The organism is Alishewanella sp. HL-SH06 (assembly GCF_052656265.1).
Genome location: NZ_CP199752.1, coordinates 1,385,280 through 1,396,010 on the forward strand (window position 1 = coordinate 1,385,280; position 10,731 = coordinate 1,396,010).

The following is a 10,731-nucleotide window of genomic DNA, read 5'->3' on the forward strand; positions in this document are numbered from 1 at the left end:
TGTGGATTTAGCGACCCTAATCGGATTGATTGGCGCAATTGGCTTTATTGTAATGGCGATGTTTATCAGTAGTAGCGGTGACGTCGGCATGTTTGGTGATTTGGTCTCGGTGCTTATTGTATTTGGTGGCTCGGTATTTGTTGTACTAGCTAAATTTACCTTGGCTCAATTTTTAGGTGCAGGTAAAGCGGCTGCCAAAGCCTTTATGTTTAAAATTGAATCACCAGAAGAATTAATTGAAAAGGCCGTGCAATTAGGTGGTGCCGCACGTCAAGGTGGTTTTTTAGCCCTAGAAGAGGCTGAAATTCCCAATAGCTTTATGCAAAAAGGCATTAATATGTTGGTGGATGGCCATGACGCTGATGTCGTGCGAGCAACCATGCAGAAGGATATTTCGTTAACCGAAAAGCGCCATGAAACAGCTATTGCTATTTTTCGTAGTTTGGGTGACGTAGCACCGGCTATGGGAATGATCGGTACCTTGATTGGTTTGGTGGCGATGTTATCTAACATGGATGATCCTAAAGCCATCGGCCCGGCGATGGCGGTGGCATTGTTAACAACGTTGTATGGTGCCTTTGTTGCCAACGTTATGGCCATTCCGTTGGCCGACAAATTAGCGATCCGCAACCAGCAAGAAAAACTAAACAATATGTTGATCTTAGATGCGGTATTAGGCATTCAAGATGGGCAGAATCCAAAGGTTATTGAAGGGATTTTACGTAACTATTTAGCGCAAAATAAACGCGAAGTAGCAGGAGAGGCGGCATGAGTGACGAAGAAGAATGCAAATGCCCACCGCCTGGGTTACCCGCTTACATGGGAACCTTTGCTGATTTAATGGCGCTTTTGATGTGCTTCTTCGTGTTGTTATTAGCATTTTCTGAAATGGACGTGTTGAAGTTTAAACAAATTGCCGGCTCTATGAAGTTTGCTTTTGGTGTGCAAAATAAAATTGAAGTGGATGATATCCCCAAGGGAACCAGTGTTATTGCCATGGAGTTTCGCCCTGGGCGGCCTGATCCCACGCCAATTGAAACGATCCAGCAGCAAACCATGGAAATGACCCAGCAAGTCATTGAATTTCAAGCGGGTGAAGAAGACTCTGCCGGCGGGCGCCAAGACCAACGCGATGATCAAACCGGTGGGCAATCGGCATTAAATGCTGAGGAGCAAGAAGCTGCCGAGGCTACAGCCGCCGCTGCCGCAGAAGCCGCTCAAGAGCAAGTTAATGAAACGGTGAAGAAGTTAGCTGAAGAGCTGGAGCAACAAATCGTTGACGGCGCAGTCGAGTTAGAATCATTGGGGCAGCAAATCATTATTCGTATCCGCGAAAATGGCTCTTTCCCATCGGGCTCTTCTTTTTTACAGCCGCGTTTTATCCCGATAGTGCGGCAAATTGGGGTGATGCTCAATGATATTCCCGGTGAAATTACCGTCAGTGGGCATACTGATGATTTTCAGGTGGGTGATGAGTTACATGCCAACAATTGGGATTTATCGGCTAAGCGAGCCGTTTCTGTGGCCACCGCTTTAATTGCTGCGCCGGGCTTTGATCGAAACCGCATTGTCGTGGTAGGGCATGCTGATACTCGCCCCTTGATGCCAAATAATAGTGAGCTAAATCGTCGGCGTAACCGGCGTGTCGAAATCTCGATCATGCAGGGCAAGCCTAAGGTGTCTGAACCAATCAGTTTTGAACCGGCAACGAATCCTTGAGTCAGCAAACGCCTAATCGCTTGATTAGGCGTTTTTGTTACGCTTAGTTATAATGCGCAACATTGTTAGCTAAATGCGCCCATCATGCTCGAATTTATTATTAAGTTGCATCCTGAAATCGCCATCAAAAGTAAGTCGGTGCGCAAGCGTCAAACGTTGCTGGTGGAGCAGAATCTCAGAACTTTACTAAAACATCTGCCGCATAAAGTGAAAGTCACCGGTTATTTTGATCATCTAACGGTCACTAGCCAATACGAGACAACCGCTTGGCGCCAAGAATTAATTACACGTTTAAAATGTATCCCCGGTATTGTTACCTTTGCTCAGATGCAAACGCGCCAGTTCACTGATTTAGCCGATCTTTTTCAGCAAGTTGCGGCGGTTTATCAGTCTCAAATTATGAATAAAAGCTTTTGTGTCAGGGTGAGACGCCAAGGTGAACATGCATTTAGTTCACTCGACGCCGAGCGTTATATTGGTGGCGGCTTAAACCAATTAGTCAGTAGCGCGCGAGTGCAATTAAAGCAGCCTGACTTAGAGATTAAACTAGAGATTAAACAGCAGCAATTTTTACTGGTCACCGAAAGCTTCACAGGCATGGGCGGCTTACCGATCCCATCGCAATCGGATGCCTTGTCGTTGATCTCAGGCGGTTTTGATTCGGCTGTTGCCAGTTATCTAATGATCCGCAAGGGTTTACGTACCCATTATCTGTTCTTTAATTTAGGCGGTGCAGCGCATGAGAACGGTGTGCGCGAAATCGCCTTTTATCTATGGAAAACCTATGCAGCCTCGCATCGGGTGAAGTTTGTCAGTGTCGACTTTGCCCCCGTTGTGGCAGATATTTTGGAGCATGTGCCCACGGGTTTAATGGGTGTCGTTTTAAAACGCCTGATGATGCAGGTGGCCAGCGCTATGGCTGAAAAGCTTGGGATCTCGGCGGTGGTTACCGGTGAAAGTATTGGCCAGGTCGCGAGTCAAACGCTGGCTAACTTAGCCGTGATCGATCAAGCGAGCCCCAGCTTAGTTTTGCGGCCGCTTATTTATCATGACAAACAAGATATTGTGGATTTAGCACGACAAATTGGTGTGGCCGAGTTGGCGGGAAGTATGCCGGAATATTGTGGCGTGATTTCACAAAATCCGACAGTGAATGCCATCCTCAGCGAAGTCATCACAGCCGAAGCACTGCTCGATCCGCGCAGGATAAATCAAGCTATTGAGCAAGCTAAAATCCTCGATATTCGGACCGTTGAATATCAAGCAGAACAACAAGCGGGTGTTATCGCTACCGAAGCGATATTACCGGCTAACGCGATCGTGTTAGATATTCGCAGTCAAGACGAAGTCGACGCGCGGCCACTGCAATTACAGCAGCATCAGGTACTGACCATTCCGTTTTACCGTTTAGCCACGGCGTTTGCACAGTTAGATCAGCAACAGCAATATTATTGTTACTGTGAACGTGGCGTGATGAGTCGTTTGCAGGTTTTATTGCTGCAAGAGATGGGATTTAACAATGTTGCAGTGTATCGGCCTTAAGTAACTTGCAGCGCTTGCCATAGCGCTTGATTGGCCGGAACCGCTAGCTGATGTTTTGCCGCCGTGGCGACAATAAAGCCGGTGATCACGCTAAGCTCGGTGGGGCGGCCATGGTAATGATCTTGCTGCATTGATGAATAGTTATTGGCCGTCGCGGTGATCACTTGTTGCACTTGGGCAAGGGTTGCCGCAAACGGCAAATCAACTTGTTCAAGCGAGGCCAGCTGACAGACTTCGCTGACAATTTGCTGCAATTGAGGTTGATGCTCTGCCGCCGCTAAAGCACCATTTTTACAATTTAAAACTGCGGTGAGCGGGTTAATAGCCGCATTAATCGCCAGCTTTTGCCATAAAGCCGCTATGATATTCTCGGTGACGGTTAACGGGCCCAAGGCCTGATGTAAAGCCGTGAAAACGGCTTTGCATTGTGCGCTCGCGGCTTCATTCAGTGGGCTTAGCATACTTTTACCTTGGCCGGTATGGCGGATCTGCTCCGCTTGTCGTAAGGCTCCATGGCTAGTCGTTAAAAACCAGATCCCTTGTTTAGCTCGTGCAAATTGCCGTAATGCTGCAAGGTCTGGCATACCATTATGGGAAACGACAATTTGGGCGTTGTCAGTGAGATGCGGTTGTAGTTGGGCTAAGGCTTCGGTAACGGCATAGGCTTTTACCGGTAAAAACAAGGCATGGATGGGGGAGACTGCCGCTTGAAAATGGCATTGTTGCTCGGTGTCATCTAGCGCCAAAAAGCGCACGCTCAATGATTTAGGTTGACGCAACCACAAACGTACTGGCGTATCAGCCTGTTGCCAACGACAGGCAGCAAGCAGGCCAATAGCGCCTTGGCCAACGACGGTCCAGTTTAACGCTTGCTGCGTGGTCGCCATAAATGCCACAGTTTACGCACAACAAAAAAGGTTAAAACCCCAGCCATATCAGCTACCCAATCCCAAAAATCGCCCGTGCGTCGCGTATAGTTTTCTTGTATCACTTCAATTAAGGCGCCATAGATTGCCATTAAAAGTAGGATCTTCCAAAACACTGCCCGAAAGCCTTTCCAAATTAAGCCACTGAGTACAAAGAAAATACCAAAATGGGCCACTTTATCGAGATTTTCAATTTTAAAAAAAGACAATTCGCCAGCAAGCTTGTGGCCGTTAATCTCGGCCATAAAGCCAAAAGTGGCTAACAGCAAACATAATAAAAACAAAAAGCGATAAAACGATTGTGGCACGTTCTCACCTCCGATAAATGGGGCTCGGATTGTAGCAGTTTTCTGGTTATAATCACCAGCATAGACCGAGATAGGAGAGCAAGATGCCCGCTTTTGATATAGTTTCTGAAGTCGACCAGCAAGAAGTACTAAATGCGGTCGATAATGCTAACCGTGAATTACAAACGCGTTTTGATTTTCGCGGCGTAAATGCTGAATTTACCCTCAAAGATAAACAAATTAACATGGTGGCTGAGGCAGAGTTTCAGTTACAGCAAATGCTCGAAATCTTTTTTGCCAAAGCGGTGAAACGCAATCTAGATGTGCGCTCTTTTAAAGAAGGCGATGTAGTGCACTCGGGTAAAACTTACTGTTTAGCCTTATCGCTGCGCCAAGGTATCGAAACGGATATGGCGAAAAAGTTGGTTAAATTAATTAAAGACAATAAGTTAAAAGTGCAAGCCGCTATTCAAGGCGATCAAGTGCGCGTTACTGGTAAAAAGCGCGATGATTTACAAGAAGCGATTGCGGCGGTGCGTGCAGCTGAATTAGAGCAAGCTTTTCAATTTACCAACTTTCGCGATTGATTTGCAGTTAAGACTTCTAGAAGTCTATTGACTTGGCGCTGATTCAGCGTAAACTTGCGGCGGCTCTTGATAGAGCCGCCGCTTTTTTAGGTGCTTGGTCGCGGCTTTTTAATGTCATCGACCAAGTTAAACGGGAATCTGGTGTAAAACCAGAGCTGCCCCCGCAACGGTAAGCAACTTAAAGTATTTCATCCGCCACTGTCGCAAGATGGGAAGGCGAAATACTCGCGTCAGCAGGTTGTTAGCCTGGAGACCGGCCTAAAAGTCCTTCAAACCAAAGAAATGTGCGGTGGGCACATTGCTGGAGTATCTATGTTTAAACCTTCTTGGGCGCTGCTGTTGTCAGCCGTGCCTACTGCTGTATCCGCGACTGACGCGGTCGAACATATCAGTGTTTACGCTAATCGCACCCCTGTAGCCACTTCCGAAGTGTTAGCCAGTGTTTCTGTGCTAGATCGTGCAGATATTGAGGCTCGTCAAGCCAGTGATTTACCTGCTTTATTAGCGCAATTACCCGGTATTACTATTTCTCGTGACGGTGGCCGTGGCCAAAATAGCGGTTTGTATTTGCGTGGCGGGAATAATGGCCATACGCTCGTATTGATTGACGGCGTGCGCAGTGGCTCTGCCACCTTGGGTTATAAAACCTTATCGATGTTGCCCTTAGCGTTAATTGAACGAATAGAAGTGATCCGTGGCCCTCGAGCGGCATGGTATGGTGCTGACGCCTTAGCTGGGGTAATTGCTATTACCACTCGTCAAGCCAGTGGCGTGGAATTAACTGCGGATGTTGGCAGTTATGGGCAGGCTGGTGCTGGTATTAATGCGAGTCAACATCATGGCGATCTGACTCTGAGTGCTAGTGCAGGGTATAGCCGGGCCGATGGTTTTAATGTGCGTACCGATTTAGATAACGATCGAGATGGTTACCAACAACGTTTTGCTAAACTGGTGGCAGCTTATCAAACCCGATTGGGTCTTTGGCGTGGTCAGGTAGATGTTAATTCCGGTTTTTATCAGTTTGATACGGCCTGGGGCAGTGAAGATCAAGCTGAAACGTTAAACCGCAGTTATTTGTTGGGCTGGGAACATCAGCAAGGATCATGGCAACATCAAGCACAATTCAGTCGAACGCTGGATGATGACACGACTTATGGGCCTGTTTCGCAAAGCCCATATGTGACTGAACGCGATGAATTTAACTATCAAGCAGCCACTGCATTGACAGATAGCCTATCGGGTTTAGCGGGCGTGAACTGGTATCAAGAGAGCGTAGCGCGCTCAGGCGTAGCCTATGTTAAAGATAATCGAATTAATCGTGCCGCCTTTGCTGGATTACAATATGCTGCATCAGCGCTGCGCTTAGACGGTGCGGTACGCCGCGATCTGACCGAGCAATACGGTGGTAACACGACGTGGCAGTTAGCCGCTGGGTACGATATGACGGATGCTTTGCAGCTTAGAGTCAGTCGGGGTTCGGCTTTTAAAGCACCAACTTTTAACGACTTATACTATCCCGGCAGTGCTAACCCTGATTTACAGCCAGAAAGTAGCATTTCTGATGAAATTGCGCTGAGTTATCAGTTAGCGGCCGCCACGTTGCAGTTAGCTTGGTTTAAGCAAGATGTTGACAATCTTATCCAGTTTGATTTTGCGACCTACACACCACAAAACATTGAACGTGCCAAAATTTCTGGCGTGGAACTCAGTGTTGATCTGCGTTGGGATTCTTTAGAGCAAACAATCAGTTATAGCTGGTTGGACACTGAAAACACCTTGACTGGGCAACGGTTAGCCCGCCGACCTGAGCACAATGTGAATTGGCGCTTGACGCAACAATGGCAGCAGTTATCGGGATTTGTGACGGCGGATTACCAAAGCGATACCTATCAAGGTGAGTATGCCAGCAGAGCATATCTAGGTGGCTTTACTGTGTTTGGCGTGGGCGGTAGCTTTGCATTATCCCCAGCTTTATCGTTAAGTGCTAAGGTGGATAACCTGTTTGATAAACATTATCAAACCAGTTCGGGTTATGAAACTGCCGGCGTAAACTTTGGTTTAAGCCTGCAATATAAATTGCCTTAAACGCCTAGTGATTAAACGCTAAAGAAAAAAACCAGCGCTGCATTTGCTACCTAGGTTGTAATCACTAGGCTGCAGTCAGCGCTGGATTTATTTTAATAGGTGCTGAAATTGGCTGCGAAATTTCGACATTTTCGGTGAAATGACCCAATGACAGTAGCCTTGCTGTGGGTTTTGCAAATAATAACCTTGATGATAACTTTCTGCTGGATAAAACACACTGGCCGGGCTGATTTCAGTCACAATGGGTTGTTCAAATAGCTGTTGTTGTTCAAGCTCGCTTATTATCGCCGCGGCTTCGGCTGCTTGCTCCGCGTTATGGCTAAAAATAACGCTGCGGTACTGAGTGCCGACATCATTGCCTTGGCGGTTAAGTTGGGTAGGGTTATGTAAACTAAAAAACAGTTGGCATAGCTGTTTAAAACTGATCTGGCTATCGTCATAACTCACTTGTACCACTTCCGCGTGGCCGGTTTCACCGGTGCAGATGCTTTGATAATCAGGATTGAGAGTATGACCTCCCATGTAACCACTAATGGCCGCGTGTACACCGGAGACTTCATTTAACGCTGCTTCTAAACACCAAAAGCAGCCTGCGCCGAACGTGGCAATCTGTGTACTCATCTCTTCTCCTTGCATCAACGGCTGATCGTGACTGTCGACTCATACGTAATGTAAAGCTTAATAGATTATAACACGCCGGAGTAATAATGACGTTGGCAGTAATTGGTGCCGGAATGGCCGGGTTAAGTTGTGCCTTTGCGCTGCAACAAGCGGGACAACAGGTTGCGATATTCGATAAAGCGCGCGGCGCCGGTGGCCGCATGAGCAGTAAGCGCAGTGCCGAAGGCTATTTAGATCTCGGCGCCCAATATTTTACGGCGCGGCAACCCTTATTTCAGCAGCAAGTTGCACAGTGGTTAAAGCAAGGTGTGGTCAATCGTTGGTTAGCACCCATGTATCAATATCGTGCTGGGCAATTAGCAGCTTCCCCCGATGCTGAGCAACGCTTCATTGGTACGCCGGCGATGCACAGCCCACTGCGCGCGATGGCCGACACCCTAGAATGCCACTTTAACTGCCGTGTCAGCACCATAACACATACGGCAGAGGGCTGGTTTATTCAAAACGAGCACGCGGAGCAGTTTGGGCCCTTTGCTCAGGTAATACTGGCGATCCCGCCGGCACAAGCTGCCACATTATTACCTCCGCCATTAACGGTGACGTTACCCACCCATTTATTACAACCTTGCTGGGCCGTGAGTTTACAACTAAGTAAGGCTACGCAACATGCCGCCGGTGGTATTTTTGTTAAGGAGCAGGCATTGGGTGTCAGTTGGATCAGTCGGCAAAACAGTAAGCCCGGGCGCTCTGTGGCTGAAAATTGGCTGGTGCATTTTACGCCTGAGTTTAGCCAACAGCATTTAGAGCAAGATGCTGTTTTTTGGCAGCAACAAGCTCAGCATGCCTTATGCGAAATTTTAGGCTTGGCTAATGACAGTATTTCAGTCAATAGTGCGTTATGTCATCGGTGGCTGTATGCCCAGCAACAGCAGATGCCAGATAGTAATTTCCAAGATGCAATAGCGCCGGGTTTATGGTTAGCGGGCGATTGGACACGTGGTGGTCGGGTTGAAAATGCCTGGCTAAGTGGTTATGAATTAGCTCAGAGGATCCAGCATGGTTGAACATTGGCTCATTATTGGTGCAAGCGGCGGTATTGGCCGTGCCTTTGTTGACCAGTTACTGGTACAAGGCAAGCAAGTGTCGGCAATCAGCCGACAACCGCTAACTGAAAAAGTAGCAAATCTGGCGTGGTATACACTGCCGCAGGCCGATGCGCCTGAGACGGCATCGGTATTGACGACTATCTTTAGTCAACCGGTTACGGCTATCATGTTATGTCAAGGTTGGTTGCACGGCGATAGTATGCAGCCAGAGAAAACCATCCGGCAACTGAGCGCTCTAGCGATGCAGCAAAGTTTTCAGGTTAATATTATGAGTCCGGCACTGTATTTACAGGCTTTGTTTCCTTTTATCCAAAAACTGCCGAATATCAAGTTAGCCGTGCTCAGTGCCAAAGTGGGCAGTATTACGGATAATCAGTTAGGGGGCTGGTACAGCTATCGGATGAGCAAGGCGGCGCTGAATATGTTGGTGAAAACAACCAGTATTGAATTGGCGCGTTATAACAAAACGGCCAGTTTAGTGAGTTTACATCCCGGCACCACGGATACGGCGCTATCTGCGCCATTTCAGCGAAATTTACCTGAAGGGCAGTTACAAAGCGCGCATGCCACCGCGGAGCGTTTATTGCCGGTTATCGCGGGCTTAAACCCAGAGCAATCAGGCCAATTACTCAATTGGGATGGGCAAGCGCTACCTTATTAGAGCTTAGGTTTTTTATGTGCCATGTCGCTGGTCTGCACTATGACAGTCTTTAGCTGAACTTATCATCATTTCAAGCATGAGGATCCCTATGCTTTTTTTCAGCAAGCATCAAGCCTTAACACTGGGCAGTTGCCTTGGACTCTTACTCTTAACGCTAACGGCCTGTTCACAAAAACAGCCGATCAACAATGTGGCTTGGCAGCAACAGTTGAGTTTACCCTCAGTACAACAAGCACTGAGTGTTGCTGAAAATTTGTCGCGTGATGTTGAACAAATCAGCTTTGAATGGCTGGACCCGGCTCGTGATCGCAGTGTGCCGGCATTATTGTTTAAACCTACAGCAGCACAACAAGCAAAAGCCTTAATCGTTTTCTCACATGGTTTGGGCGGCTCCAAAGAGCGTTATGCTTATCTGGGGCAATATTGGGCAAGCCAAGGTTTTGCGAGTTTGCATTTACAGCATGTTGGCAGCGACCGCAAAGTGTGGCGAGGTAGCCGTTTATTATTACCCTTTCGATTAATGGATGCGGCCGATGATACGGAAGCACTGGCTCGGGTAGAGGATGTGAAATTCGCTTTAGATCACATTTTAGCCTCAGAGTATGCCGGGCAGTTTGATCCGCAGCATATTGTGATGGCTGGACATTCTTATGGTGCTAACACCGCTATGCTATTAAGTGGAGCACAGGTGAAGCAAAATGGCCGTTTGGTCAGCCTAAAGGATGAACGGATCACGGCGGCCATTTTGATTTCAGCCCCGCCTTTTTACAATAACCAGCCGCTGTCTCAGGTACTATCTGATGTTAGGATCCCAACGCTGCACATCACCACTACCGAAGATGAAATTACTGTGCCGGGTTTTTACTCTGCACCACAAGATCGGCTTGAGCTGTATTACGCTATTGGCAGTCAATACAAAGTATTGGCGGTGTTCAGTGCCGGCAGTCATAATATTTTTACCAATTGGCGTCGTAGTGGTGACTCTGTGCCTCAGCAGCATGTGATTAAAGCGGCTACACAAGCGCTATCAAGCGCGTTTATCGCGCAAATTACTAGCGGCGATGATCGTGAATTACGGCAATGGGCGCAGCAGCATCAACCCGTGTTAGCAAACTTTATACGTTCGGATAGGGTTGCGCTACGCTAAGGCGTTGCTAGCGAAGGCCGCGTGGTATTACGCGGCTTAATGATATCTCA

Annotated in this window: 11 protein-coding genes and 1 riboswitch; of the genes, 8 read left to right on the plus strand and 3 right to left on the minus strand. The window is 47.7% G+C overall.

Annotated features, from left to right (window positions below; all coding sequences use genetic code 11):
- Position 1 precedes the first annotated feature (1 nt).
- The 3 genes from pomA (at position 2) to thiI (ending at position 3,261) form a co-directional block, all read left to right on the plus strand.
- Positions 2–772 (plus strand): flagellar motor protein PomA, encoded by a 771-nt coding sequence (gene pomA / locus ACUJFK_RS06450; RefSeq protein ID WP_226749836.1) that lies wholly within the window; start codon positions 2–4, stop codon positions 770–772.
- Positions 769–1,719, plus strand: coding sequence for a flagellar motor protein MotB (locus ACUJFK_RS06455; protein WP_306176896.1), 951 nt, complete (start codon positions 769–771; stop codon positions 1,717–1,719). Before pomA ends, ACUJFK_RS06455 begins: the two co-directional genes overlap by 4 nt.
- Positions 1,720–1,803: 84 nt before the next feature.
- Positions 1,804–3,261, plus strand: coding sequence for a tRNA uracil 4-sulfurtransferase ThiI (gene thiI / locus ACUJFK_RS06460; protein ID WP_445426391.1), 1,458 nt, complete (start codon positions 1,804–1,806; stop codon positions 3,259–3,261).
- Here thiI and ACUJFK_RS06465 read toward each other — a convergent pair.
- Together ACUJFK_RS06465 and ACUJFK_RS06470 are read right to left on the minus strand one after the other, a co-directional pair.
- Positions 3,258–4,148: a ketopantoate reductase family protein gene (locus ACUJFK_RS06465; protein WP_445426392.1), complete on the minus strand. Its 891-nt coding sequence runs from the start codon at positions 4,146–4,148 to the stop codon at positions 3,258–3,260. The genes thiI and ACUJFK_RS06465 overlap by 4 nt on opposite strands.
- Positions 4,124–4,495 (minus strand): VanZ family protein, encoded by a 372-nt coding sequence (locus tag ACUJFK_RS06470; RefSeq protein WP_226749840.1) that lies wholly within the window; start codon positions 4,493–4,495, stop codon positions 4,124–4,126. Before ACUJFK_RS06470 ends, ACUJFK_RS06465 begins: the two co-directional genes overlap by 25 nt.
- Positions 4,496–4,578: 83 nt before the next feature.
- On the opposite strand from ACUJFK_RS06470, the gene ACUJFK_RS06475 reads away from it, so the two are divergent.
- Both ACUJFK_RS06475 and ACUJFK_RS06480 read left to right on the plus strand, forming a co-directional pair.
- On the plus strand, positions 4,579–5,061 hold the full coding sequence (locus tag ACUJFK_RS06475) for a YajQ family cyclic di-GMP-binding protein (RefSeq protein WP_445426393.1): 483 nt from the start codon (positions 4,579–4,581) through the stop codon (positions 5,059–5,061).
- Between the two features lie 76 nt (positions 5,062–5,137).
- Positions 5,138–5,337: riboswitch (cobalamin riboswitch) on the plus strand.
- A gap of 36 nt (positions 5,338–5,373) precedes the next feature.
- Entirely contained in the window at positions 5,374–7,146 is a 1,773-nt protein-coding gene (locus tag ACUJFK_RS06480) for a TonB-dependent receptor domain-containing protein (protein ID WP_445426394.1), read from the plus strand.
- Positions 7,147–7,233: 87 nt separating this feature from the next.
- Here the strand turns inward: ACUJFK_RS06480 and msrA are convergent, their stop codons facing one another.
- Positions 7,234–7,767, minus strand: a complete 534-nt coding sequence (gene msrA, locus ACUJFK_RS06485; protein ID WP_226749843.1) for a peptide-methionine (S)-S-oxide reductase MsrA — start codon at positions 7,765–7,767, stop codon at positions 7,234–7,236.
- Positions 7,768–7,853: 86 nt separating this feature from the next.
- Here msrA and ACUJFK_RS06490 point away from each other — a divergent pair, with 86 nt between their 5' ends.
- The 3 genes from ACUJFK_RS06490 to ACUJFK_RS06500 all read left to right on the plus strand — a co-directional run bounded on the left by ACUJFK_RS06490 (position 7,854) and on the right by ACUJFK_RS06500 (position 10,681).
- Positions 7,854–8,831, plus strand: a complete 978-nt coding sequence (locus ACUJFK_RS06490) for an NAD(P)/FAD-dependent oxidoreductase (RefSeq protein WP_445426395.1) — start codon at positions 7,854–7,856, stop codon at positions 8,829–8,831.
- The gene (locus tag ACUJFK_RS06495) at positions 8,824–9,534 is read left to right on the plus strand and encodes an SDR family NAD(P)-dependent oxidoreductase (RefSeq protein ID WP_445426396.1); all 711 of its coding nucleotides are present in this window, start codon (positions 8,824–8,826) and stop codon (positions 9,532–9,534) included. The genes ACUJFK_RS06490 and ACUJFK_RS06495 overlap by 8 nt, the downstream gene beginning before the upstream one ends.
- 88 nt (positions 9,535–9,622) lie before the next feature.
- The gene (locus ACUJFK_RS06500; protein WP_445426397.1) at positions 9,623–10,681 is read left to right on the plus strand and encodes an alpha/beta hydrolase family protein; all 1,059 of its coding nucleotides are present in this window, start codon (positions 9,623–9,625) and stop codon (positions 10,679–10,681) included.
- The last annotated feature ends 50 nt before the right edge of the window (positions 10,682–10,731 follow it).